The organism is Paenibacillus sp. LjRoot153 (assembly GCF_964253085.1).
Lineage (GTDB): Bacteria > Bacillota > Bacilli > Paenibacillales > NBRC-103111 > Paenibacillus_E.
Window position 1 is genome coordinate 1,667,501 of sequence record NZ_CAXUQH020000001.1, and the last position, 25,000, is coordinate 1,692,500.

Here is a 25,000-nt window from a genome sequence, read left to right on the forward strand (position 1 = left end):
GGCGAAGTATACGGGCTGACGCCTGCCCGGTGCTGGAAGGTTAAGAGGAGTGGTTAGGGGCAACCCGAAGCTATGAATTGAAGCCCCAGTAAACGGCGGCCGTAACTATAACGGTCCTAAGGTAGCGAAATTCCTTGTCAGGTAAATTCTGACCCGCACGAATGGCGTAACGACTTGGGCGCTGTCTCAACGAGAGATCCGGTGAAATTTTAATACCTGTGAAGATGCAGGTTACCCGCGACAAGACGGAAAGACCCCATGGAGCTTTACTGCAGCTTGATATTGGACTTTGGTACGATCTGTACAGGATAGGTGGGAGCCTTTGAAGCCTGAGCGCCAGCTTGGGTGGAGGCGCCGTTGGGATACCACCCTGATCGTATCGGAGTTCTAACCTAGTACCGTGATCCGGTATGGGGACAGTGTCAGGTGGGCAGTTTGACTGGGGCGGTCGCCTCCTAAAATGTAACGGAGGCGTTTAAAGGTTCCCTCAGAATGGTTGGAAATCATTCGCAGAGTGCAAAGGCATAAGGGAGCTTGACTGCGAGACCTACAAGTCGAGCAGGGACGAAAGTCGGACTTAGTGATCCGGTGGTACCGAATGGAAGGGCCATCGCTCAACGGATAAAAGCTACCCTGGGGATAACAGGCTTATCTCCCCCAAGAGTCCACATCGACGGGGAGGTTTGGCACCTCGATGTCGGCTCATCGCATCCTGGGGCTGAAGTAGGTCCCAAGGGTTGGGCTGTTCGCCCATTAAAGCGGTACGCGAGCTGGGTTCAGAACGTCGTGAGACAGTTCGGTCCCTATCTGTCGCGGGCGTAGGAAATTTGAGAGGAGCTGTCCTTAGTACGAGAGGACCGGGATGGACGTACCGCTGGTGTACCAGTTGTCTCGCCAGAGGCATCGCTGGGTAGCTATGTACGGAGGGGATAAGCGCTGAAAGCATCTAAGCGCGAAGCCCCCCTCAAGATGAGATTTCCCAGTATGTAAGACCCCTTGTAGACGACGAGGTTGATAGGTTCGAGGTGGAAGTGCGGCAACGTATGCAGCTGACGAATACTAATCGGTCGAGGGCTTAACCAAAATTCCTAAGTATAGTACTTTACGTGAAGTTTCGTATCTAGTTTTCAAGGCGCAAACAAACGCTTTGACTGTTTGGTGATGATGGCGGAGGGGACCCACGCGTTCCCATCTCGAACACGACCGTTAAGCCCTCCAGCGTCGATGGTACTTGAACCGCAGGGTTCTGGGAGAGTAGAACGTTGCCAAGCAGTTACCCTTTGGGGTATTTTTTTTGCCAGACCTCTGGCATCGAGTAAGGCCCGTTGGTCAAGTGGTTAAGACACCTCCCTTTCACGGAGGTAACAGGGGTTCGAGTCCCCTACGGGTCACCATTAATCCCCACAAAGTGACGTATTGCTGACGAAGCTTATTCCGATTACTTTGCGTGGGCCCCGAATTACATGTATGAACGCTTAGCTCAGCTGGGAGAGCACTACCTTGACAGGGTAGGGGTCGGCGGTTCGATCCCGTCAGCGTTCACCATATAAGAATTTAGCATGGAGCTGTGGTGTAGTGGCCTAACATGCCTGCCTGTCACGCAGGAGACCGCGGGTTCGAATCCCGTCAGCTCCGCCACTTTTTCTTCAAACAGTAAAGTTAAGATTGTTATTATGACATGGCTTTGTAGCTCAGTCGGTAGAGCAGAGGACTGAAAATCCTCGTGTCGGCGGTTCGATTCCGTCCAAAGCCACCATTTTCTCAAATGAATATGCCGTTGTAGCTCAACTGGTAGAGCAACTGACTTGTAATCAGTAGGTTGGGGGTTCAAGTCCTCTCGACGGCACCATACCAATTATGGTATAGTAAGAAATAGTTTTATGGCGGTCGTGGCGAAGGGGTTAACGCACCGGTTTGTGGATCCGGCATTCGCGGGTTCAAGTCCCGTCGTCCGCCCATTAATTCACAGTGAAGTCAGCTTCGGCTAGCAACTTCATCATTTGCCTGATTGACAACATGCGCGTATGGCGGAATTGGCAGACGCACTAGACTTAGGATCTAGCGGGTGACCGTGGGGGTTCAAGTCCCTCTACGCGCAGTAAATGCCGGCATGGCGGAATGGCAGACGCGCTCGACTCAAAATCGAGTCCGAAAGGGTGGAGGTTCGAGTCCTCTTGCCGGTATCAAAAGCAACATACACGAAAAGCCTTACTTTGTAAGGCTTTTTTTGTTGTTCATAAGCTATTCTTTGTTTTTCTGTGCTAATTGTTGAATCACCTGATCAACTTTCGCAATATGCTGTGACATTCTCTCTGCAGCAAGCTGCTCATCTTGAGCGGCGATTGCATCAACAATATCGCGATGTTCCTGCAGAAGCTGTTCGGCCGAAGCACGCTCTGCAAAAAACCACAGACGGCGCGAAGCCTTCATGCTCTGTTGTAATCGCTCCGTCAAGGATTCCATCATCCCTATGAAGAGAGTATTCTCTGAGGCCTTAGCGATCTCCATATGAAAGCGAATGTCTGCATGTTCGCTTTTTTCCTCATTTCCAAGTGAGGCTTCCATTTCACGTAGGATGTCATGAAGTACTGTCAAATGCTGTTCAGTACGGCGGCTAGCCGCTAAGGTTGCACAACCTGCCTCGATGAATCTGCGAACCTCCTGCACTTCCTGAAGTGTCTCACTGTGGTCAAAGAGACTACTCGACTCCGTTGGTAATGACGTAACGACATAAGTGCCTCCGCCATGTCGAATATCAACCCACCCCATAGCTTTTAGCCCGCTTAGTGCTTCTCTGATCGTAGATCTGCCAACTTGGAAGCTGGCAGCAAGATCTACCACTGTAGGCAGCTTGGAACCGGGAGCATAAGTTCCTCCCTCAATTTGAGCTTTAATATGTTGAAGCACGATTTCCGAGCCCTTTTGGGGTCGGATTTGCTGAAAAACCATGAGTATCCCCCTGAAAATCGTAGATAAAGTTCTATACATCTATTACATCATAAGCTAAAATAGAAGGAAAGTCATCTGATCACATGATCACTTGTGAAAACATTAAGAATTATTAAGTAATGTAGCATACTAAGTAAGCGTTCAAAGGGAGGATTCTTCATGCTCGACAATCAAGTTAGACAACAATTACAGGCCATTGTAGGCGAAGCCTTTTATAAAGATGATATGGAATCACTGGTTACCCATTCGTATGACGGGACGCCAATGCTTCAATCCTTGCCGGACGGCGTGATTTATCCCAAAGACACTGAGCAGGTTTCTGCGATTATGAAGGTGCTGAATGAGCACAGAATCCCATTGATCAGCAGGGGGTCAGGTACGAATTTGTGCGGAGGTACAGTGCCTGTACAAGGTGGGATCGTCATGGTCATGCATCGCATGAATGCAATCCTAGATATCGATCTTCAGAATCTGACAGCCACTGTGCAACCAGGGATCATTACGAAGCAATTCATCGAGCATATCGAGGGACTAGGCTTATTTTATCCACCAGACCCAAGTTCGATGGCGATTTCCACTATTGGAGGTAATATCGCGGAGTGCTCCGGTGGACTTCGTGGCTTAAAATACGGCACGACCAAAGACTATGTGATCGGACTCGAATGTGTCCTTGCATCAGGTGAAATCATGCGTACCGGCGGTAAGCTGATGAAGGATGTGGCTGGCTATGATTTGACGAAGCTGCTGGTAGGCTCCGAGGGTACGCTTGCCGTCATTACGGAAGCAACGCTCAAGCTCATTCCGCCTCCGAAGGCGAAGAAAACGATGCTTGCGATGTACAAGGACTTATACGGCGCGGCGCGCACCGTTTCCAAAATCATCGAAAACCGCATTATTCCAGCAACCCTGGAATTCATGGATAACCCAACAATACGGGTTGTGGATGATTTTGCCAAGTTGGGACTGCCGCTGGATATGGCTGCTATTCTTCTCATTGAACAGGATGGGGAACCAGAAATGGTTGAACGCGACATCGCTCGAATCTCAGAAATATGTAGAGAAGAACAGGCGGATGAAGTAAGCATTGCGAGCACACAAGAGGAAGCGCTGAAGCTGCTAACAGCAAGACGCAGTGCGTTTACTGCTCTTGCTCGCTTACGTCCGACGACGATACTTGAGGATGCCACTGTGCCTCGCTCGAAAATTGCGGAGATGGTTCTTGAAATCAATCGAATAGCTACCAAGCATGATGTTCAAATCTGCACGTTCGGTCATGCAGGGGACGGCAATCTACACCCTACCGCAACAACAGACGCGAGAGATCATGATGAAGTTCACCGTGTGGAAGCGGCATTTGAAGAGATTTTTGAGGCAGCGATTCGATTAGGCGGAACAATTACTGGTGAACATGGTGTTGGGTTAGTGAAAGCGCCATTCCTGGAATGGAAAGTAGGAAGCAGCGGGATTGCAATGATGAAAGGGATTAAGGAAGGGTTCGACCCGAACCATATTCTAAATCCCGGAAAAATGTTTGCAAAAGAATCCAGACGCAGGGTGGTGATTGATCGTGTCTAAGAGCCAAGGAGCAACACTTCAGGAAACGTTAATGCAGAAACTGGACTACGACCAATTAACCAATTGCATGCGTTGCGGGTTCTGCCTGCCAGCTTGTCCAACATTTAAAGAAACGGGAATCGAGGCTGAATCGCCACGAGGCCGTATTTCTCTGATGAAAGCAGCAGTGGATGGCCTTATGGAGCCAGGGATACGCTTTGAAGATCAGATGAACCATTGCTTGGGTTGCCGCGCATGTGAGCCTGCCTGCCCAGCAGATGTGAAATACGGTCAATTAATCGAACAGGCGCGTGATGCCATTGAAGTGCATACGACCCAGCATAGATGGTGGGTAAAGGGTGTGCGCAAGCTCGTATTCAAAGAGCTATTTCCATCCCAACAGAGGATGCAGCTGCTCGGGACAGGGCTTCATTTTTATAAAATGTCAGGTATCCAAAAGTTAGTTAGAAAAACCGGTGTAGTCGGTCTATTCTCGAAGCATATGGCTACTATGGAGAAAATACTTCCGGACGCTTCAGGTAAAGGGATAGTTGAGCGGCTTGGCACTTTTATTCCGGCAAAAGGCAAAAAGCTCGGTACTGTGGGGATGTTCCGTGGATGTTTGATGGACGTCTTATTCACTGAAACGAATATGAGTACGGTGAAGCTTTTGACCGAGGCTGGTTTCGATGTCGTCATTCCTGAATCGCAGAACTGCTGCGGGGCTCTTCATGCACATAGCGGTGAAAGTGATCAAGCGAAGCAATTGGCGAAAAGTAATATCCGCGCTTTCAAAGAGGCTGGCGTCGATTATATCGTTTCGAATGCAGGAGGCTGTGGGGCGATTCTTGTGGAGTACGATCATCTGCTTCATGAAGAGGAAAAGTGGAAGGAAGACTCAACTTGGTTTGCCAAGCGTGTAAAGGATATCAGTTCGATTCTTGTGGAGAAAGGTCGACCTCTTCGTTTTACTGATCCGCTGTCTTCACAAGGTCCAACACGTGTTACGTACCAGGAGTCCTGCCATCTTCGCAATGTGATGAAGGGCAGCCAACCAACGAAGCAACTACTGCAAAGGGTCAGTAACACCGCCTATATTGAAATGAAGGATTCAGGCTCATGCTGTGGTTCCGCCGGTATTTATAACATGACCCAGCCTGACATGGCCAATCAAATCCTGGAACATAAGATGGAAAATGTGAATGCAACAACAGCGTCCTACGTGGTCACTAGCAATCCAGGATGCTTACTACAAATGAAGTTAGGTATTGATAAACATGGGCAAACCGGTCATATGGAAGCTGTTCATATTGCGGACTTCCTCTACGATCGATTAGTGAAGCAATCTTAAATTAATCGGTAGGATTTCCGAGCCGCCGCTGGCGTAATGCCAAGCACTCTTTTGAACATCGCATGAAAATGGGGTAAACTCTCAAAGCCGCATTGGTCCGCGATTGTACCGACACTAGCATCACTTTCTTGAAGCAGTTGTTTGGCACGGATGATTCGCTTGGTGATGAGATAGGTACTGATGTTCATGCCAATGAACTGTTTAAATACTCTGCTGAAATGAGCTGGCGTGACGGAAGCTTTTTTCGAGAGTGTTTGAAGTCCGATATCTTCACAGAAATGCTGATCAATATAGAGTATGATTTCTCGCATCCAAATAGGGCCGACAAGGGTGTCCAATTTAGGCGACTTGATGTCAGTGGTCATTTCACGCTGGATAGTTAGCAGTAATTGAAGCAAATGAAGAAGGACGGATTGGCGTTGACCAATGGTTGGATGCTTAAATTCGTTCTCAATTTCTTCTAGAAGTAATTCTAGGCGCTGACTCTGTGGTAACCGCATTTCGAACTTATAATTACGAAGTGTCGCGGCTTGCTCAAAACTTTGTAAATAGGAGAAGTTCTCACCAAGCGATGGCAACTGTACGATACTTGGAGAGAAGTAAATCGCAGTGGACGTCACGGGGGACTCTTTATCTGGTGTCGCCCGATGGATCGTATTCCCGGGAATAAGAAAGAGATCGCCTTGTTTCATCTCATAAAAGGTATGATCGATAAAAAAGGTGCCACGCCCCCGATACACATATACAATTTCATACCAGTCATGAAAATGGTCAGGAAGCTCGCTTAGCGAGCTTTTTGTGTTTTTATAGGCAAAAGACAGGGGGAAGGCGTCAGGATTATCGAAAACTTTACGAATAGGATCCACAATAATCACTCTCTTCTTCTGCAAGGTAGTTCAATAATATCAAAAAACCGTATAGTTATGCTAGATATCCATATTTCATAACGAAAAAATAATGATAAAATGAAAGAAAGCGATATCATATGAGGTGTGAAGAAAAAGGAGAATCGCCATGCGCATCGATGCACATCAGCATTATTGGAAGATCGACCGAGGGGATTATGGATGGATTACACCAGAGTTGCGTGTGTTGAATCGTGATTATTTGCCAAATGACTTGGTTCCACATCTCCAACAATTCAACCTGGATAAGACCATTGTGGTTCAAGCCGCGCCAACTTTAGAAGAAACTGATTATTTACTTGCTTTAAGTGAAACTACGGATTCGATTGCCGGTGTTGTGGGCTGGCTTGATTTGGACGATCCTGATTATCTTATTCATTATAGAAAATGCAGTCAGCATCCGAACTATGTAGGTTTTCGGGTCATGATTCAGGAAATGCCAGATGAGCGTGTGATTCTTCAACCACATTTTGTCGACGCCTTGCGATATTTCGCTAAGGAAGATGTACCCGTTGACTTGCTTATCCTCGCTCATCAATTAGAAGCTGTCATCGAGCTATTGGAATTGGTGCCAGGTTTGCGCGCGGTCATTGATCATATTGCGAAGCCGTCGATTGCCGATGGTAGGATTGAACCCTGGAAAAGCCATATGACGGCGATTGCGAAGCACCCCAATCTATATTGTAAGGTATCAGGTATGGTGACCGAAGCCAGCCATTCGGATTGGAAGCCGGAAGATTTTACGGTGTATGTCCAGCACATTTTGGAGGTTTTCGGAACGGAGCGTGTAATGTTCGGAAGTGATTGGCCAGTCTGTCTACTCGCGGCTGATTATGTGGACGTTGTCGGTATCGTGAATCAATCCTTGCCAAATAGCTGGTCGAAAAAGGATGAAGCTCGCTTATTCGGTCTAAATGCAAAGGAGTTCTATAAATTATGAGATATCGCAAATTAGGGAAAACTGGCCTCGATGTCTCAGTGCTGAGCTTCGGAGCATCATCGCTTGGATCAGTTTTCCGTGAAACCAATGTGGATGAAAGCATTCGAACGGTTCACACCGCAGTAGATATGGGCATTAATTTAATCGATGTTTCTCCGTATTATGGATTAACGAAAGCCGAGACAGTGCTAGGTAAAGCCATTGCGCAGCTGGATCGAAATCGCTTTATTTTAACGACCAAGGCCGGAAGATATGGTGCAGAGGAGTTCGATTTCTCCAAAGAGCGGATTATTCGAAGTGTGGATGAGAGCTTAGAGCGGCTCCAAACGGACTATATTGATATTTTGTATTTGCATGATATTGAATTTGCACCATTTCAGGAGATTATCGAAGGGGCCTTCCCGGCTTTGGATGAATTGAAGCAATCCGGTAAAATCCGTTATTTCGGAGTATCTGGGTTACCGATGTCTGTATTTGAGAAGGCGCTGGCGCACAAGGAATTGGACTCTGTACTATCTTACTGTCACTATGCGCTGAATGATACATCCTTACTGGATGTGGTGCCATTACTGGAGCAGCATGGTGTTGGGTTAGTGAATGCTTCACCGCTAGCGATGGGCCTGTTGAGCACGAGGCCTGCAGCGCAGTGGCATCCAGCTTCTGCTGAGATCCAGCGATTATGCAAGCTAGCCGCTGAACATTGTGCGATGAAAGGAACTGACATCGCAAAACTTGCCATTCAGTATGCGACGGCAAATGAGCGGATTCCTACAACCTTGGTGAGTACGGCCAATCCGGATAACATCCGCAAAAACATCCTATGGACAGAAGAGCCTATGGACACTGAGCTTCTGCAAGAGGTATTAGAGATATTAGAGCCCATACATAATCGATCATGGATGAGTGGGAGACCCGAATATAACGAAAAAACGGTTGTGTAAGAATGTTCGAGAGCAGGAGGAGGGCAAACATGAAAGCGATTGTCTGTGAAAAAATTGAGCAATTAAAGTATGTCGAGGTAGAGGAACCAATCGTAGGTGAAAGAGAAGCGCTTGTTCGCATTCAGCGTATTGGTATATGTGGAACGGATTTACATGCGTTTAAAGGGAATCAGCCATTCTTTAGCTATCCACGTATTCTAGGGCATGAGCTAGCGGGGTATGTAGAAGAAATTGGTGAGGGAGTGACAGATCTGGCAATTGGTGATCTTGTAAGCGTCGTTCCCTACATGCATTGTGGGCAATGTATTGCCTGCCGCAATGGCAAAACAAACTGCTGCACAGACATGAAAGTACTTGGTGTTCATATTGATGGAGGCATGGTAGAGCGTCTAGCTCTCCCAGTGAGTCATCTGATCAAAGCTGATGGACTAACCCTTGATCAAGCTGCAATGTTAGAACCGCTTAGCATTGGTGCACATGCGGTGCGAAGATCAGAGCTGAGATCAGGGGAAACGGCGTTAGTGATTGGGGCTGGTCCGATTGGACTTGGGGTGATGATTTTGGCGAAGCAGCTTGGCGCTAATGTCATTGCGATGGATATTAATGAGGAGCGATTAGCATTTTGCCGGGACTGGGCAGGCGTCGATCATACCGTGAATGCACTCCAGCTTCCGAAGGAAAAGCTTGCTGAGCTGACGAATGGCGAATTTCCTACCGTCGTCTTCGACGCAACAGGGAATGCCAGATCGATGACGGACGCATTCGGTCTTGTCGCTCATGGCGGCAAACTTGTGTATGTCGGACTCGTGAAGGCCGATATAGCCTTTCATGATCCCGATTTCCACAAGAGGGAACTGACGTTACTGGGGAGCCGTAATGCGACCATGGAGGATTTTGATACGGTGCGAAGTGCATTAAAGACGGGAAGCATCGACATGGAGCGATATATCACGCACCGTGCTTCCTTCGAGGAAATGGTGGAACACTTCGAAGCATGGCTGAAACCGGAGTCAAAGGTAATTAAGGCGATGGTCTGTTTGTAAAATGTGGACACACTCGGTGGAAGCTGAGTGTGTTTTTATATGGCTACCCTATTCCTTCCGGATTCTCCAACTCAGCTACAAATGCAGCAGCAGCAGTCGAGAGCGGCATGTTCTTCAATGTGATAATCCCTATTTTGGTTGAGGGGATCGACGCCTCGAGATTGACCTCAAATAAGCTACCCTCTGCTAATTCCCTGGCGACAAACTCTTTCGTAACGAAGGAAACCCCGAAGCCAATCTTCGCAAATTCAATCAACAAATCTACACTACCTAGTTCGATCTCCGGCTCCAGAAGCAAGCCATTATCACTGAACAAACGGGTGACGAATTTCCTGGAGGAGCTATTACTCGAAAATAAGATTATTGGATAGGCAAGAAGTTCCGCCAACGTAACCTTACCCTCGGACAATTCGCGGTACTTGGGTCCCGTAACGAAACAGTCCTGAATGGTGATACCCTCACGTACCTGAAGGTGATCATCATGAATAGGTGTTCTCACAATACCGATGTCGATCTTGCCTTCTTTTAAATTTTTCACAATCTCCGGTGTCGTCCCATGCACCAGATTAATCTGGATATGCGGATACTGGACGTGAAACGATTCCAGAAAGGGAAGCAAATAGTGCTTGCATAAGGAATCACTACCTCCGATTTTGATTTCTCCGCTAGAGAAATTTCGCAGCTCACTGAGCTTTTCCTCCGCTAGGGAAATGAAGTTGTAGGCTTGTTCAATATAGGAGTAGAGGATTGCGCCCTCTTTGGTTAGATCAACGCCTTTAGACGTACGAGCAAACAAAGGAAGCCCTAGACTTTCCTCCAATAATTTGATGGAGTGTGAGACACTGGGCTGAGTGATATACAGCTCTTTTGCTGCTTTGGACAGGCTTCCGGATTTCGCTGTTAAATAAAATACTTTATACAACTCGAAATTAACCATATAGACACCTTCTATAGCGAGTATCGAAACTATCAATTATTTGAATGCACCATCTCCTCTTATAATAAAGAGATAAAGTAATAAAAACAACCATATAGATGGAGGCGTATCTCATTGAATGGAACAACGGTTGGAATCGAAGAATTAAGCATTAATGCGATTAGAACGCTTACAATTGACGCTGTTGAGAAAGCGGCAATGGGTCATCCTGGTATGCCGATGGGTGCAGCACCGATGGCATATGCGCTCTGGACACGTCACTTGAAACACAATCCGGTTAGCCCGAAGTGGGCGGATCGTGATCGTTTCGTCTTGTCTGCAGGGCACGGCTCTATGCTGCTTTACAGCCTATTGCACCTTAGCGGCTATGATGTCACGTTGGACGATATCAAGGAATTCCGTCAATGGGGAAGCCGCACACCTGGGCATCCGGAGTACGGTCACACAGCTGGAGTAGAAGCTACGACGGGGCCGCTTGGTCAAGGTGTTGCCATGGCTGTGGGTATGGCGATGGCTGAAGCGCATCAAGCTTCCGTATATAATAAACCGAATTTCCCAGTCGTTGACCATTTCACCTATGCGATTTGTGGTGACGGCGACTTGATGGAAGGTGTTTCCTCTGAAGCGGCTTCCCTAGCTGGTCATCTCAAATTAGGTAAACTTGTTGTGCTCTACGATTCCAATGATATTTCTCTCGATGGTGACTTGAACATGTCGTTCTCCGAGAACGTTAAGATGCGTTTCGAGTCCTACGGTTGGCAATACCTCCGCGTGGAAGAGCAGAACAACGTCGACGCCATATCTGCGGCGATCGCAGAGGGCAAGGCTGATCTCAATCGCCCGACGCTGATTGAGATCAAAACAACCATCGGCTTCGGCTCGCCGAACAAAGCCGGCAAAGGCGGCCATGGCGGCACGCATGGCTCGCCGCTAGGCAAAGACGAGCTGCTTCTGACGAAGCAAGCTCTGGGCTGGCCCCTTGAGCCGGACTTCTACGTCCCGGCTGAGGTTTACACCCACTTCGCCCACCACAAGCAGGTGGGGGCTCAAACAGAAGCAGCCTGGGAGCAGCTGTGGAACAGCTACCAGGCTGCTTACCCCGAGCTCGCGAAGCAGTTCGAGCTCGCGAACAGCGGCGACCTTCCGGCGGATTGGAACGCCGATGTGCCGCGCTACACCCCAGAAAGCGGCGCCATCTCGACGCGTACCGCATCTGGCAAAGTGATTAACGGCTTGGCGAAGCGGGTACCTCATCTAGTAGGCGGCTCTGCTGACCTAGCGAGCTCCAACTTCACCATGATCGGCGATGCTGCGGCATTCAGCGCAGCAGATTACAGCGGACGCAACTTCTGGTTCGGCGTCCGGGAATTCGCCATGGGCGCAGCACTGAACGGCATGCTGCTTCACGGTGGACTGCGCGCTTTCGGCGGCACATTCCTCGTGTTCAGCGATTACTTGCGCGGTGCGATTCGCCTTTCCGCGTTGATGAAGATCCCAGTTGCGTACGTATTCACGCATGATAGTATCGCTGTTGGTGAAGATGGTCCGACGCATCAGCCGATTGAACAGATCCCTTCCCTGCGGATGATTCCGGATCTGACGTTGTTCCGTCCTGCGGACGCGAATGAAACAGCCGCTGCTTGGGAGTATGTTCTTCAAGCGAAGGAAGGCCCGTTCGTATTCGCATTATCGCGTCAAAACTTGCCAGTACTTCCAGGCACGGACACTCTTGCTTTTGATCATATACACCAAGGAGCATATGTTCTGTCTGATGTTGCCTCTGGCGAAACACCTGATCTGCAACTCATCGCGACAGGCTCAGAAGTGAGCTTAGCACTTGACGTGAAGAAACAGTTGGCGCAAGATGGAATAGGAGCTCGTGTTATTTCCATGCCAAGCCGTGAATTGTTCGAGCAGCAGCCAGAAGAGGTACGGAATGCAATTATTTTGCCTCAAGTGCGTAAAAATGTTGTGATGGAAATGGCGTATCCGGCTGGATGGGAAGAAATTACGGGACAAGAAGGTTTCGTTGTCGGCATCCGTAAATTCGGAGCATCAGCGAAAGCAGATCGCGTAATTCGTGAATATGGCTTTACCGCAGAAGCAATCGTTGGGCAAATCAGACAGAAGTATTTCCAATAAGCACCCATAGCGGGAGAAAAGGTAGGGATACAGGATGAAATTGTTTATCGACACAGCCAATGTAGAAGAAATTCGTAAAGCGCACGCGTTAGGTGTAGTTGCTGGTGTAACTACAAACCCTTCATTGATTGCTAAAGAAGGAAGAGACTTTTTTGAAACAGTGAAAGAAATCATCTCTATCGTTGGTGATGTTCCGATCAGTGCTGAGGTTGTTTCCTTGAAAGCTGAAGAAATGATTGAGCAAGGTAAGAAGCTTGCGGCATTAAGCCCGAATGTTGTTATCAAGCTGCCAATGACATTGGACGGTTTGCAAGCAACTAGCGTGTTCAGATCACTTGGCATTCCAACGAATGTAACGTTGATTTTTAGCTCAACACAAGCTTTGCTAGCTGCTCGTGCGGGTGCAACGTATGTATCTCCGTTTATCGGGCGTTTGGATGATATCAACCAAGTTGGTATGAACCTAATCAAAGAAATTAGCCAGATTTTCCAAGTACACGGCATCAAATCCGAAATTATTTCTGCGAGTGTACGTCACTCTGCTCATGTCATTGAAGCAGCGCTTGCAGGATCACATATTGCGACGGTCCCTTATAAAGTGATAGAATCAATGAGTAAACACCCGCTGACAGATGCGGGCATTGAGAAGTTCCTTGCTGATTGGGAAGGCGCTAATCAAGAAAAGTTCTAAACAAGAGATGACTCGCCCGAAGGGGCGGGTCTTTTTAAAAGGAGAAAATAGCGATGATTATCAGTGATGTGAAGCATTTTGAGCAAGAACGGCATTTATGGCCTGCGGCTGTAGCCCGAGGTATCGACTACATTTTAAATCGGAATTTGGGAGAGCTAGAGGTAGGACGGTATGATTTGGAAGGTGATAATGGTCATTTGATGTATGCCAATGTGCAAGAATCCGTGACGCGTCCAAGGGAAGAACAAATGCCTGAGTCGCACGTTGTGTATACGGATATTCAGTTTCTGGTGAGCGGGGAGGAGCGCTTATGCTTCTACAAGCTGACGGATGAGGCAATCATCGTGGATAACAAGTTTGAGTCACATGATATCGCCTTCTACGAATCCCAACATGCGTTGCCTGAAACGGATATTTTGCTCAAACCTGGTATGTTTGCTGTATGCTTCCCATCAGATATTCATCGGCCTAATTGCCTCATTACAGAATCAACGACGAATAAGAAAATTGTGATCAAAATTCATAAGGATCTGCTGCATCTTTAGTAAAAAAGTCTGCTCAAGCCAATTTAATTGGCTAGGCAGACTTTTTTTGTTTTGGTTTTGTTTAAGCTTTTGCTTAAGTTTGACTAGCCATCATTCGAGCTTGCTTCCATTTTCCGAAGCGGTAGTAAAGCAGGTTCAACGTGGCAGCGACACTGAAGCTGACAGGAAAGCTCCACCAAATCACATCGAAGCCATACTTGTGCGATAGCACAGTGGCAAGAGGGATGCGAACGAGTAGCAAAGCGATGAATGCGACGATAAGAGGGAACACCACAGATCCCGCAGATCGAACGACACCAGCAACGACATTGAAGACGCCGAAAATAATGAAAGACCAAAGCGTAATATTGTTAATATGAACGCCTATATCAATCGCTTTTCCTTCTGGAGGCAGGAAGAACGAGACGACTTCTCGATTGAACAGATGCAAAATGGCAACAATCAGTCCAGTCATCAAGATATTAACGCCGACACCGGTCCAGGTAATTCGGTTAACGCGATCCCATTTACCAGCCCCAATATTTTGAGCGGCCATCGAGGTTACAGCTCCACCAATAGCCATTGCAGGCATTTGTACGTAACTTGATATTTGCATCGCCACACCGAAAGCTGCGGTGGATTCGGAACCATAAGCATTTACGAGATGGACCAGCATTAAATTGCTTAGAGAAACGACGACCATGTTTAAGCCCATCGGCAGCCCTTTTTGAATCAGTGTACGAATAATTGTCCAATTAATACGCAGTAAGGGAATATCCGCTTTGGTGATGCGTAGGAAGTACTTCTTCTTATACAAGTAAGCAATGAGAAGTACGAAGCTTACCAGTTGCGCGATAAAAGTAGCTACGGCAGAACCGGCAATACCCATTTTCGGGAATGGCCCTATCCCTTGAATGAGCAAAGGGTTGAGTACGACATCGAGGACGGCTGATAAAAGCAAGAAGTAGAACGGGGTTTTCGCATCCCCCGAGCCACGCAAAATAGCCATGATTAAATTATAGCCAAACATGAATGGAACACCTGCGAACATAATTCGCGTATACGTCACTGCAAACTCTTTGACATCAGGCGGGGTATTCATCCAGTCTAGGATTGTGGAGGAGAAGATCCATCCCAGTAAGGCGACGATTATGGATAAAACGAGGAAGAAGACTGTGCTTGTTCCGACTACTTTTTTGGCCTCTTGAACTTTCTTAGCACCGAGATTTTGACCGATTAGAATGACGGCAGCCATGGCAATCCCAAAGATGGAGCTAATTAAGAAGAACATGATAATGTTCGCATTCGATGTTGCTGCAAGGGCGACTTCACCTAGATATTTCCCGATCCAAATTGTATTGATCGACCCGTTCAAGGATTGTAGAACGTTCCCTAACAGTATGGGGAGTGAAAATAAGATCAATGTCTTCGTAATCGGTCCCTCTGTCAATGAAGGGCGAGCTTTTTGAGATGATGATGACTCCGTCATAATTTCCTCCGTAAATTCACTTGCTTGATAGAATAGTTTTCTCATTACTATAGCAGTTTCATGCTTGTTACTGAAATTTTGCGGAGTAATCTAATCCCAGATTGGCAATCGAATAAGTGGATGTATGTCAATTGGACACAATCTAGTTTTTTTAGTACGATAGGCAATAGAACGTATTCCATGCATTCATAGACTCATTTGAGCGTTATATATAGGTAGGGGGAAAGCAGATGCTTCGTCTTGGCGAGAAAATTATCTTCATTGCTGATCGTTTAGAACAGAATCTGCCTATTGGCGGATATGGCTATCTAATTGCGTATGACCGAAATAACGATAACATTTTTGACTATGTCGTGCGTGTCCCAAAGGAAAACAAACATTACTATGTGACTGCAACGGATATCGAGCTTGAAGAAGTGCTTTTACAGCAAGAGGCGGAGCAAGTTGAGAGAGAAGCTTTAATAGATTATGCTCTCGCAACGAACAACGAAGCCTTGTTCCGTAAAATTATGAATGGTGAGTCCGCCACTGAGCCAGAGAAGGAAAGGGACAAGGAAGTACAGTCCCGTGAAGAATTTATCAAGCAAATCGGGCTGAAAGCTTGGATTTAATAATAGAGAGCGTCGGTGGAAATGCACCGCCGCTTTTTTCATACAGTACCCTTAATCCTTATTCTGGATTGAGTTCACAAAATATCTGGGATATAATGAAAAGAATGACTAAATGCTGATACAAGGGGTGCAGAATACGTGAGCATAACGAAGAAAGATGTCGATCATGTCGCCAAGCTGGCTAGACTCGATCTCAATGATACCGAAAAAGATCTATTTACAGATCAGCTTAATGCGATTTTAAAATATGCCGAGCAGCTCAATCAATTAAACACCGATGGTGTTGTACCAACTAGCCATGCCATGCCATTAGTAAATGTGATGCGTGAGGATGTTGCAAAGCCGTCTTTACCAATTGAAAAAGTAATGCTGAACGCGCCGGATCATGAGGATGGGCAGTTCAAGGTTCCTGCTGTTTTAGAATAAGTTAGAGATGAAAGGGAGTGCCTGTCGTTGTCTTTGTTTGAATTAAACCTACAACAAATCCACGCGAAACTGCAAAACAAAGAAATCAAGGTTTCGGATCTTGTGGATCAATCCTATACAAGAATTGGACAAGTGGAGAGCAAAGTTCGCGCTTTCCTTACATTAGATGAAGAGAATGCACGTCAGACGGCTTCTAAGTTGGACGAGCAGCTTTTAAGTAATGCTGCACGGAGTGATTTATTCGGTTTGCCAATCGGGATCAAAGACAACATGGTAACAGAAGGTTTGAAAACAACCTGCGCAAGCAAATTCTTATCCAATCATATTCCGATTTATGATGCGACTGTTGTAAGCAAGCTCAAAGAAGCACAAGCGGTTACCATCGGGAAACTCAACATGGATGAGTTCGCGATGGGCGGTTCCAACGAGAACTCCGCGTTCCACCCAACCCACAATCCGTGGAACACGGATTATGTGCCAGGCGGCTCCAGCGGAGGCTCCGCAGCTGCAGTTGCAGCAGGCGAAGTATACTTCGCGCTAGGCTCCGACACCGGCGGCTCGATTCGCCAACCGGCTGCTTACTGCGGTATCGTCGGTCTGAAGCCGACGTACGGGCTCGTGTCCCGCTATGGTTTGGTCGCTTTCGCGTCCTCCCTGGACCAAATCGGTCCGCTTACGAAAAACGTAGAAGATGCTGCGTACGCGATGCAAGCCATCGCAGGTTACGACCCGAAAGACTCCACTTCTACGAATGTGGAGATCCCGAACTACCTTAGCGCATTGACGGGTGACGTCAAAGGACTGCGCATTGGAGTACCCAAAGAATACATGGGTAAAGGAATTGACCCAGCTGTAAAAGAGAAAATTCTTGAAGCGCTCAAAGTGCTTGAAGGTCTTGGCGCTGTATGGGAAGAAGTAACGCTCCCACATTCCGAGTATGCCGTAGCAACCTATTACTTACTGGCTTCCTCCGAAGCTTCTTCCAACTTGGCACGTTTTGACGGCATCCGTTATGGTGTTCGTTCAGATAATGCACGCAACTTGTTGGATCTTTATAATCTATCCCGCAGTGAAGGTTTTGGTCCTGAGGTCAAGCGCCGGATTATGCTTGGCACCTACGCACTTAGCTCAGGCTACTATGATGCGTATTACCTGAAAGCCCAACAAGTTCGCACATTGATCAAGCAAGACTTTGATCAAGTGTTTAACAGCTATGACATCATCATCGGGCCAACGGCACCAACGACAGCATTCAAAATCGGCGAGCAAAGCAGCGATCCACTCACGATGTATTTGAATGATATCATGACCATCCCGGTCAGTTTGGCAGGTATTCCTGCAATTAGCGTACCATGCGGATTCGTGAATGAACTTCCGGTTGGCTTGCAAATTATCGGCAAAGCATTGGACGAAGCTACCGTTTTGCGTGTAGCCCACGCTTTCGAACAGCACACAGACCACCACAAGCAGCGCCCGCAATTGTAAGTTATTAGTTCAAGAGTAACGAAGGAGGCATTCACTTTGTCGGCAACAGATATCCAATTTGAAACCGTAGTCGGTCTTGAAGTTCACGTAGAGCTTCATACCGCTTCCAAAATATTTTGTAGTTGTGCAACCTCATTCGGAGCACCTCCGAATACGAATACTTGTCCGGTATGTTTAGGTCATCCAGGCGTCCTGCCAGTCCTTAACCGCCAAGCGGTCGAGTACGCGATGAAAGCAGCCATGGCCCTTAATTGCACAATAGCAACGGACAGTAAATTTGACCGCAAAAATTACTTTTACCCAGACTCACCCGATGCTTATCAAACTTCGCAATATGATAAACCTATCGGGGAGCACGGCTGGGTTGATATCGAAGTTGGCGGAGTTACCAAACGGATCGGAGTCACGCGTGTCCACCTTGAAGAGGATGCAGGTAAGCTGACGCATATAGATGGCGGCTATGCTTCCCTCGTTGACTTAAATCGTGCAGGGACGCCGTTGATCGAAATCGTATCCGAACCTGATCTGCGCTCACCTGAGGAGGCTCGTGCTTACCTCGAGAAAATTAGAGCGATCATGATCTACTGTGATGTGTCCGATGTGAAAATGGAGGAAGGCTCGCTTCGTTGTGACGCGAACATTTCCATCCGGCCGTTCGGGCAAGAGAAATTCGGTACACGTGCCGAACTTAAGAACATGAATTCCTTCCGTGGCGTACAGCGTGGACTTGAGTATGAAGAATACCGCCAAGCGGAGATTCTCAGAAGCGGGGAAGAAGTCATTCAAGAAACTCGCCGTTGGGATGAAACGCAAGGTAGAACTCTCGCAATGCGCGGTAAAGAAGATGCACACGATTATCGCTATTTCCCAGATCCGGATCTGGTTAGCCTTTACATTGATGATGCTTGGAAAGCACGTGTTCAAGCTTCGATTCCTGAGTTGCCAGATGCACGTAAAGCAAGATATAGCAGCGAGTACGGCTTGCCTAACTATGATGCAGCTGTCATCACAGCTTCCATGCAAATGGCTGACTTCTTTGAAGAAAGCTTGAAGTATACTCAAGATGCCAAGGCAGTCTCGAACTGGATCATGGGTGACTTACTAGGTTATCTGAATGCCAACTCCCTTGAATTTACCGATGCCAAAGTCACAGGTAAAGGACTGGGCGAAATGATTGGTTTAATCGAGAAAGGCACGATTTCCAATAAGATTGCCAAAACTGTGTTTAAGGAAATGATCGAAACCGGTAAAGAGCCGCAGAAGATCGTTGAAGAGCAAGGTCTTGTTCAAATCAGTGACGAAGGTGCTATCAAAGCAGTTGTCGAGCAAGTTGTCGAGAAAAGTCCGCAATCCGTTGCAGATTTCAAAGCTGGTAAGGAAAAAGCCGTAGGCTTCCTTGTTGGACAAGTAATGAAAGAAACCAAAGGTAAAGCGAATCCAGGCCTCGTCAATAAATTAATTGTGGAGTGCCTGAACAGCAAATGATAAGTTAAATTGATAAGTTAAAAGTGGTGATCCTCTTAGTAGGGCACCACTTTTTTCAATTTCCAATACAGGAGTGATTCCACTGTCTATCCAGCAACTACCTCTCCAAACGAATGAAGAAATCTTGACCCTGCTTGCGCTTCAAATTGCTTCCTACCGTGTCGAAGCTGAACTGATCGGTTTTGATGATATTCCTCCTTTGAAGGATGGGATTCAGTCTATACGCGAAGCGAAGGAAACCTTTTATGGTTTCTTTGTTGATGATAATGAGGGACGGTCACTCGCAGGCGCCATTTCATTTGAACGTGAAGGCTGTATTGTGACGATTTGTCGAATGATGGTTCATCCCAATTTTTTTCGTAGGGGGATTGCTAGCTCCCTTTTACAGCATATAATGAAAGAACAAGAGCTTGCTGGAGCTGCTCGATTTATCGTGTCTACTGGGACTGCGAATTTGCCGGCAATACGTCTCTATGAGGGGTATGGTTTTATCCTAAAACGTGTCTTTACTGTTCCTCCTGGAGTTAGTCTGACAACATTCGAGCGTCCTGCTACAGGCCACTAGCGCCAAATCTAGTATTCATTCAGTTTCTACTTGAAAAAGTCTTTGACTTGAAGTAAAAAGGGAGCGTTTACAAAATGGAGAATCCTTGGGTAATTGATCAGCTACATATCACAATTAGACTAGTATTAGCGCTTTTGCTTGGTGGCTTAATTGGGTTTGAACGAGAGGTTAGCTCCCATGCAGCAGGGCTCCGCACGCACATTCTGGTATGTGTCGGCTCAGCGCTTGTGATGCTGCTTTCGATGTACGGTTTTAGCGCGTTTGTGAATGAAGTTAATGTGCGTATCGATCCATCCCGTTTAGCGGCTCAGGTCATCAGTGGGATTGGTTTTCTAGGTGCGGGGACGATTATGTTCAATGGAAGATCGATTACGGGACTAACGACGGCAGCATCACTATGGGTCGTTGCGGGAATTGGTCTTGCGATTGGAGCGGGTTTTTATTACCCGGCAGTCTTAGCTTGCTTCATGGTTTTAATATCCTTATGGATTCTAAATAAAGTAGAGCATAAGTATTTCAATGGGAAAAAAGTACGTGTTCTAAAAATACAAGCGATTGATCAACCAGGTACTTTAGGATTAATTACTACAATACTAGGTAAACGTAAGATAGATATTAAGCAAATTAAACTAGAAGAATCAGAAGATGGCAGTAAGTCTAATCATGTTCAAATTACGTTTCATGTTACAATACCGAAGCCATCTATTATTGGCTTAGTGCTCGAAGAAACCAATCAAATTCAAGGGGTCACTGGTGTGGCTATCGAAAATAGTAAAAATTGAAGGGGTTATCGTCTGGTGAGCGTCTAAACTATTGGACGCATGGGAAGGGGGAGCTAGCATGGACAATTTGACGGATGAACAATTAATTGAAGAGATCCGTCAGGGTCAGACTGATGCGAATGCAGGAATTGCTTTTTCGGCTTCCGGACAAGTATCGTGATTTTCTGATTCTTGTGGGTGTTGCTATGTTCGTTTTGGATGCAAGCAAAAATAAATAAGCTCTAAGCGATGATTAGCATTACCATCATTGACAAAAGTCGAAGAACACACGTACAATATAATGTAAAGTATTAATGACTAAATCAGGTGGTGAGTACCATGGCAGCACATTTAGAACAGGCGTTAGCAAAGTTGAAAACAACAGGTGTTCGGATGACGCCCCAGCGGTATGCAATTCTTTCCTTTTTGCTGGATTCCATGACTCATCCGACAGCGGATGATATTTACAAATCGTTAGAATCGAAATTTCCTAACATGAGCGTTGCGACTGTTTACAATAATCTTAAAGTATTTATCGAATCGGGACTTGTTCGCGAATTAACATATGGGGACAGCTCGAGTCGTTTTGATGCGGATATGACAGATCATTATCATGCGGTTTGTGAGGTATGCGGGAAAATTTCTGATTTTGAATACCCTCCACTGTCAGACATCGAGACAACAGCAGCGCTGCATACAGGATTCCAAGTTGGCGGTTATCGATTAGAGATTTATGGTGTGTGCCCGGATTGTACGGTTACTACCAAGCATTAACTATACGCAAAATTCCTCATTATGTGTTGTCCTGTTGTATAATGAAACGTGTCCAGCCCTTCTTTTTTGAAGAGCCGACACGTTTTTTCTCTTTTCTATAACCAATTGCACATAAGGAAGTGAAGTGTTGAAATCATCCAAAAAAGTAATTCTGATTAGTGCATTGTGTTTAGGGATGTTCGCGGCAGGCGCGGGAACATTTCTTATCCAACAGCTGGCACCCAATCGAACACATGTTGAGCCAGATTTCCATGAGCTGACGAAGCCGATTTTTTATGAAGGCAATTATTTTAAATCGAGTGCAATTGGAGAGAAGGAAGGTCTGAAGCTTCCGCTTGATTTCGTTCTGAAATGGATAGATCCGGCCATTATATATGAAAAAAGCAGTGATTCTGTCATTATAACCACCAAGGATAAAGTGATGCGAATGAAGACGACGGAGCTTTCAGCACTCATGAATGAAAAACCTATTTCCTTATCCTTTCCAGTCGAGAAGAAGGAAGATACCATCTACTTACCTATTGAACCTCTGAAACAGCTGTATGCATTTGAAATAAGGGAATCAGCAAAGTCAGGTGCAGTCTTGCTGTTTAAACAAGGCGATGTTATCAAGTGGGGGAAACACACAGGGAAGAAAGAGACGCCATTGCGTACGGACGCTACAATAAAAGCACCGATTATCGCGACGATTGCTGTGAAAGAACAGGTCATGATAATCGAAACGGAAGAAGATTGGTACAAAGTGCAGCTAGAGAGCGGCCCGATTGGCTTCGTTCGCAAGAGTGAAATCACGGAGGATCATGAGGAAACGATACCGCTGCAAGAGCAGTCAGCATCCACATACGTGCCTTGGAAGCCTATTACCGGTAAGTTAAATATGACCTGGGAACATGTCATTTCGAAGAACCCAGACACATCTAAGATCGGTGAGATGCCTGGTCTACAGGTCATAAGCCCAACTTGGTTCTCTGTCGCAGATAGTGAGGGACGCATTAGCAACTTAGCAGATGCCTCTTATGTCAAATGGGCGCATGACCGCAACTATCAAGTATGGGCGTTATTTAGTAATGGCTTCGATGCGGATCGCACGAATAAGGTACTAGCCAGCTATGATCTACGTATGAAAATGATTAAACAACTACTTGGCTTTGCCCAAACCTACAAGCTGCAGGGTATCAATATCGATTTTGAAAATGTCTATCTCAAGGATAAAGAGAACCTCGTTCAATTCGTGCGAGAAATGACTCCCTTCATGCATGAGATGGGCTTGTCAGTTTCGATTGATGTAACTCCTAAATCAACCAATGAAATGTGGTCTATGTTCTATGATCGCCCAGCTTTAGCCGAAGTCGTCGATTACATGATGTTGATGGCCTATGACGAGTACTGGGCCACGAGTCCGAAGTCTGGTTCGGTATCTTCCTTGCCATGGGTTGAGAGGTCCGTTACAGCGCTTCTTACAACGGATAAAGTACCGCCATCTAAGCTTGTCCTCGGCGTGCCATTCTATACGCGACAGTGGACCGAAGAAACGAAGAACGGCAAATTAACCGCAACATCCAAAACGTTAACCATGGAAGCCGCGCAAACCATCATTAAGGAGAAGAAGCTGACTCCTACATTTTTAGCAGATACAGGTCAAAACTACGTGGAATACAAAGACGGTAGCAAGTTGATTCGCATCTGGCTTGAAGACGAGGTATCAATTAAAGCTAGGTTAGCTTTGGTCGAAAAATATAATCTAGCTGGTGTGGCTTCTTGGAGAAGAGGCTTTGAGAAGCCTGTAATCTGGGAAGTGACGAAGGATACTTTACCTACAGTACAACCATGATGTGACCCGCACTTATCTTAAAATGAGAAGAAAGCCGAACCCAGGAAATGGGCTCGGCTTTCTTTATTTTAGTGTGGCTTATGCTCATGTTCTCGACTTGGCTCAAAGTGAGCCGTTTGTCCAGCCGCCGTTTCATTTTCACCAACTGGCTCATATTGTGGATCAATCGTTAGAATCGTTTTACAAAACATGCAACGATCTGTTTTGCCCAGCATTTTCGTTCTTCTACCACATTCCGGACAATCGATGACAGTTGCAGATGTTGAAAGCATGCCCGCCCAGAAATAAATCCCCATACTCACCAATACACTAATCATACCAATAATCATGAAGATGACGGCAATTACTCGACCTGCTTGTCCCCAATCGAAAACGACGCCAGCAAGTCCTATAATCATAAGCAGCATCCCACCCATGGTCATGACCAGCCCCCATAAGCGGAATTCATTTACTTTACTTGATCTAAATCGCACTGTGTGTTCCCCCCAATTCTTCTAGCACATGTTTTGTATGAATTGTCACAGAAATCAGCAGGAAACCCGTTCACCCTTGTAGAAATAAGTAAGAAACAATTGGAGACAGGAGCTTTGGACACCCATGGGAATTAATAAAGAGCAGTTATTGCTTAAGTTCCGGAATGACCCTAGAATCATTAGCGTCATGGCGGTAGACAATCCTAAGCAACTTCCCTCACTGACAGATGGTTTTGATACGCTACTTTTAATAGTAACGAACGACCTGAGACTGAACAATCATACGACTAATTATATAAGAGACGATTCAAGGATACAAGAAAGATGGACTGATCCTACTTCCATAGAGCAATGGATTCGACATGGCGTTAATCGCAATATTCTTCACTGGCTGTTAAAAGGGGAGATACTTCTGGATCAGAACACTTATTTAGAAGGCCTGCGCCATCGAATACTTGAGTTTCCTGGAGACTTGCGCGAGCATAAGCTGCTAATTGAATTTTCACATTTTCTGCGTAAATATTTGCAAAGTAAGGAATACATTCTCGACGATCATATTCTAGATGCTTACAACAACATTCTCGAAGCGCTCCACCATTGGGCACGGATTGTCATTGTGGAAGATGGCTATCACCCTGAAATTACGGTTTGGAGACAGATTCGAGCGATTAATCCTGGAGTTTATAAGCTTTATGAAGAGCTAACAATGAGTAAGGAGACTTTGAAGCAGCGGGTCCAACTTGTTCTACTTGCTTGCGAATTTTCGGTTATGTCCAAAATGGAGCACTGCTGTGAGGCATTTATTCAAATTCTCAGGGACAGCGAGCATCCGCTAAGCTCGGATGAACTCCAACAACATTCGCAGTTAGTTGAAATCAAGTCAGAGCTTCCTCTTTTGCTCAATAAACTAGTCAAAAAAGGTTTAATCAAAGAAGTTGCTGTAATCATTGATGAGCAAACTTCAGAAATTGAGTTGAGGTATACGAGCGTATAACGCGTTTAAACCTTTAAGAATCAGGTGTTTTCCTGGTTCTTTTTTTATTCTTATTTTAATGCTTGACTTTGATTGCGATTCTATGATAAATTAACTCTCGCCGCTAAAAACGGTAACGCATTTGAAGCC

At 46.2% G+C, this 25,000-nt stretch carries 22 protein-coding genes, 8 tRNA genes and 2 rRNA genes (1 of these 32 only partly in view); 27 read left to right on the plus strand and 5 right to left on the minus strand.

Annotated features, from left to right (window positions below; all coding sequences use genetic code 11):
- The 10 genes from ACSQ8P_RS07215 to ACSQ8P_RS07260 all read left to right on the plus strand — a co-directional run.
- A 23S ribosomal RNA gene (locus ACSQ8P_RS07215) occupies window positions 1–1,083 on the plus strand; it begins 1,832 nt to the left of the window's first position.
- 71 nt (window positions 1,084–1,154) lie between these two features.
- Window positions 1,155–1,271: ribosomal RNA gene (rrf, locus tag ACSQ8P_RS07220) — 5S ribosomal RNA — on the plus strand.
- Between the two features lie 48 nt (window positions 1,272–1,319).
- Window positions 1,320–1,394: transfer RNA gene (locus ACSQ8P_RS07225), tRNA-Glu, on the plus strand.
- 75 nt (window positions 1,395–1,469) lie between these two features.
- Window positions 1,470–1,545, plus strand: a tRNA-Val gene (locus ACSQ8P_RS07230).
- 16 nt (window positions 1,546–1,561) lie between these two features.
- A tRNA-Asp gene (locus tag ACSQ8P_RS07235) sits at window positions 1,562–1,638 on the plus strand.
- A gap of 42 nt (window positions 1,639–1,680) precedes the next feature.
- A tRNA-Phe gene (locus tag ACSQ8P_RS07240) sits at window positions 1,681–1,756 on the plus strand.
- 17 nt (window positions 1,757–1,773) lie between these two features.
- Window positions 1,774–1,849, plus strand: a tRNA-Thr gene (locus tag ACSQ8P_RS07245).
- Window positions 1,850–1,883: 34 nt separating this feature from the next.
- Window positions 1,884–1,956 (plus strand) — tRNA-His (locus ACSQ8P_RS07250).
- Between the two features lie 62 nt (window positions 1,957–2,018).
- Window positions 2,019–2,098, plus strand: a tRNA-Leu gene (locus ACSQ8P_RS07255).
- Window positions 2,099–2,104: 6 nt separating this feature from the next.
- A tRNA-Leu gene (locus tag ACSQ8P_RS07260) sits at window positions 2,105–2,183 on the plus strand.
- Between the two features lie 58 nt (window positions 2,184–2,241).
- Here the strand turns inward: ACSQ8P_RS07260 and ACSQ8P_RS07265 are convergent.
- Window positions 2,242–2,949 (minus strand): FadR/GntR family transcriptional regulator, encoded by a 708-nt coding sequence (locus ACSQ8P_RS07265; RefSeq protein WP_436234585.1) that lies wholly within the window; start codon window positions 2,947–2,949, stop codon window positions 2,242–2,244.
- 159 nt (window positions 2,950–3,108) lie between these two features.
- Between ACSQ8P_RS07265 and ACSQ8P_RS07270 the strand changes: the two genes are divergently transcribed.
- Both ACSQ8P_RS07270 and ACSQ8P_RS07275 read left to right on the plus strand, forming a co-directional pair.
- Window positions 3,109–4,524 carry an FAD-linked oxidase C-terminal domain-containing protein gene (locus ACSQ8P_RS07270; protein ID WP_436234586.1) on the plus strand — a complete coding sequence of 472 codons (1,416 nt, stop codon included), beginning with the start codon at window positions 3,109–3,111 and terminating at the stop codon, window positions 4,522–4,524.
- A gap of 31 nt (window positions 4,525–4,555) precedes the next feature.
- Window positions 4,556–5,854 (plus strand): (Fe-S)-binding protein, encoded by a 1,299-nt coding sequence (locus ACSQ8P_RS07275; RefSeq protein ID WP_436239473.1) that lies wholly within the window; start codon window positions 4,556–4,558, stop codon window positions 5,852–5,854.
- On the opposite strand, the gene ACSQ8P_RS07280 is transcribed toward ACSQ8P_RS07275, so the two are convergent.
- Window positions 5,851–6,720 carry a helix-turn-helix domain-containing protein gene (locus tag ACSQ8P_RS07280; RefSeq protein ID WP_436234587.1) on the minus strand — a complete coding sequence of 290 codons (870 nt, stop codon included), beginning with the start codon at window positions 6,718–6,720 and terminating at the stop codon, window positions 5,851–5,853. The genes ACSQ8P_RS07275 and ACSQ8P_RS07280 overlap by 4 nt on opposite strands.
- Before the next feature lie 148 nt (window positions 6,721–6,868).
- Between ACSQ8P_RS07280 and ACSQ8P_RS07285 the strand changes: the two genes are divergently transcribed.
- The 3 genes from ACSQ8P_RS07285 to ACSQ8P_RS07295 are packed head-to-tail and all read left to right on the plus strand — an operon-like array spanning window position 6,869 to window position 9,683.
- Complete coding sequence (locus ACSQ8P_RS07285; protein WP_436234588.1) at window positions 6,869–7,699, plus strand: amidohydrolase family protein; 831 nt, start codon at window positions 6,869–6,871, stop codon at window positions 7,697–7,699.
- Window positions 7,696–8,640, plus strand: coding sequence for an aldo/keto reductase (locus ACSQ8P_RS07290; RefSeq protein WP_436234589.1), 945 nt, complete (start codon window positions 7,696–7,698; stop codon window positions 8,638–8,640). Before ACSQ8P_RS07285 ends, ACSQ8P_RS07290 begins: the two co-directional genes overlap by 4 nt.
- Window positions 8,641–8,669: 29 nt before the next feature.
- A complete protein-coding gene (locus tag ACSQ8P_RS07295) occupies window positions 8,670–9,683 on the plus strand; it encodes a zinc-binding alcohol dehydrogenase family protein (protein WP_436234590.1) in 1,014 nt (337 codons plus the stop codon).
- Window positions 9,684–9,726: 43 nt separating this feature from the next.
- Here ACSQ8P_RS07295 and ACSQ8P_RS07300 read toward each other — a convergent pair whose 3' ends face one another.
- On the minus strand, window positions 9,727–10,620 hold the full coding sequence (locus tag ACSQ8P_RS07300; RefSeq protein ID WP_436234591.1) for a LysR family transcriptional regulator: 894 nt from the start codon (window positions 10,618–10,620) through the stop codon (window positions 9,727–9,729).
- A 114-nt stretch (window positions 10,621–10,734) separates the two neighbouring features.
- Here ACSQ8P_RS07300 and tkt point away from each other — a divergent pair, with 114 nt between their 5' ends.
- Genes tkt through ACSQ8P_RS07315 form a run of 3 tightly spaced genes read left to right on the plus strand, consistent with a single transcriptional unit; the run spans window position 10,735 to window position 13,998 of the window.
- A complete protein-coding gene (gene tkt / locus ACSQ8P_RS07305) occupies window positions 10,735–12,762 on the plus strand; it encodes a transketolase (RefSeq protein ID WP_436234592.1) in 2,028 nt (675 codons plus the stop codon).
- A 34-nt stretch (window positions 12,763–12,796) separates the two neighbouring features.
- The gene (gene fsa, locus ACSQ8P_RS07310; protein ID WP_436234593.1) at window positions 12,797–13,453 is read left to right on the plus strand and encodes a fructose-6-phosphate aldolase; all 657 of its coding nucleotides are present in this window, start codon (window positions 12,797–12,799) and stop codon (window positions 13,451–13,453) included.
- A 53-nt stretch (window positions 13,454–13,506) separates the two neighbouring features.
- Window positions 13,507–13,998: a YhcH/YjgK/YiaL family protein gene (locus tag ACSQ8P_RS07315; protein ID WP_436234594.1), complete on the plus strand. Its 492-nt coding sequence runs from the start codon at window positions 13,507–13,509 to the stop codon at window positions 13,996–13,998.
- A gap of 73 nt (window positions 13,999–14,071) precedes the next feature.
- On the opposite strand, the gene ACSQ8P_RS07320 is transcribed toward ACSQ8P_RS07315, so the two are convergent.
- Window positions 14,072–15,511 (minus strand): MATE family efflux transporter, encoded by a 1,440-nt coding sequence (locus tag ACSQ8P_RS07320; RefSeq protein ID WP_436234595.1) that lies wholly within the window; start codon window positions 15,509–15,511, stop codon window positions 14,072–14,074.
- Between the two features lie 185 nt (window positions 15,512–15,696).
- On the opposite strand from ACSQ8P_RS07320, the gene ACSQ8P_RS07325 reads away from it, so the two are divergent.
- The 8 genes from ACSQ8P_RS07325 to ACSQ8P_RS07360 all read left to right on the plus strand — a co-directional run bounded on the left by ACSQ8P_RS07325 (window position 15,697) and on the right by ACSQ8P_RS07360 (window position 23,404).
- Window positions 15,697–16,077 (plus strand): ATPase, encoded by a 381-nt coding sequence (locus tag ACSQ8P_RS07325; RefSeq protein ID WP_171636363.1) that lies wholly within the window; start codon window positions 15,697–15,699, stop codon window positions 16,075–16,077.
- 138 nt (window positions 16,078–16,215) lie between these two features.
- Window positions 16,216–16,503, plus strand: a complete 288-nt coding sequence (gene gatC, locus ACSQ8P_RS07330) for an Asp-tRNA(Asn)/Glu-tRNA(Gln) amidotransferase subunit GatC (RefSeq protein ID WP_057314225.1) — start codon at window positions 16,216–16,218, stop codon at window positions 16,501–16,503.
- A gap of 27 nt (window positions 16,504–16,530) precedes the next feature.
- The gene (gatA, locus tag ACSQ8P_RS07335) at window positions 16,531–17,988 is read left to right on the plus strand and encodes an Asp-tRNA(Asn)/Glu-tRNA(Gln) amidotransferase subunit GatA (RefSeq protein ID WP_436234596.1); all 1,458 of its coding nucleotides are present in this window, start codon (window positions 16,531–16,533) and stop codon (window positions 17,986–17,988) included.
- A 36-nt stretch (window positions 17,989–18,024) separates the two neighbouring features.
- Window positions 18,025–19,473, plus strand: a complete 1,449-nt coding sequence (gene gatB / locus ACSQ8P_RS07340) for an Asp-tRNA(Asn)/Glu-tRNA(Gln) amidotransferase subunit GatB (protein ID WP_436234597.1) — start codon at window positions 18,025–18,027, stop codon at window positions 19,471–19,473.
- Between the two features lie 73 nt (window positions 19,474–19,546).
- Window positions 19,547–20,038, plus strand: coding sequence for a GNAT family N-acetyltransferase (locus ACSQ8P_RS07345; protein WP_436234598.1), 492 nt, complete (start codon window positions 19,547–19,549; stop codon window positions 20,036–20,038).
- Window positions 20,039–20,112: 74 nt separating this feature from the next.
- On the plus strand, window positions 20,113–20,820 hold the full coding sequence (locus ACSQ8P_RS07350; protein ID WP_436234599.1) for an MgtC/SapB family protein: 708 nt from the start codon (window positions 20,113–20,115) through the stop codon (window positions 20,818–20,820).
- A gap of 318 nt (window positions 20,821–21,138) precedes the next feature.
- Window positions 21,139–21,573, plus strand: a complete 435-nt coding sequence (gene perR / locus ACSQ8P_RS07355; protein WP_056620600.1) for a peroxide-responsive transcriptional repressor PerR — start codon at window positions 21,139–21,141, stop codon at window positions 21,571–21,573.
- A gap of 127 nt (window positions 21,574–21,700) precedes the next feature.
- Window positions 21,701–23,404, plus strand: coding sequence for a glycosyl hydrolase family 18 protein (locus ACSQ8P_RS07360; RefSeq protein WP_436234600.1), 1,704 nt, complete (start codon window positions 21,701–21,703; stop codon window positions 23,402–23,404).
- Between the two features lie 68 nt (window positions 23,405–23,472).
- Here ACSQ8P_RS07360 and ACSQ8P_RS07365 read toward each other — a convergent pair whose 3' ends face one another.
- Entirely contained in the window at window positions 23,473–23,877 is a 405-nt protein-coding gene (locus ACSQ8P_RS07365; protein ID WP_436234601.1) for a YgzB family protein, read from the minus strand.
- Window positions 23,878–24,001: 124 nt separating this feature from the next.
- Between ACSQ8P_RS07365 and ACSQ8P_RS07370 the strand changes: the two genes are divergently transcribed.
- Window positions 24,002–24,871, plus strand: a complete 870-nt coding sequence (locus ACSQ8P_RS07370; protein WP_056620596.1) for a nucleotidyltransferase-like protein — start codon at window positions 24,002–24,004, stop codon at window positions 24,869–24,871.
- Window positions 24,872–25,000 lie beyond the last annotated feature (129 nt).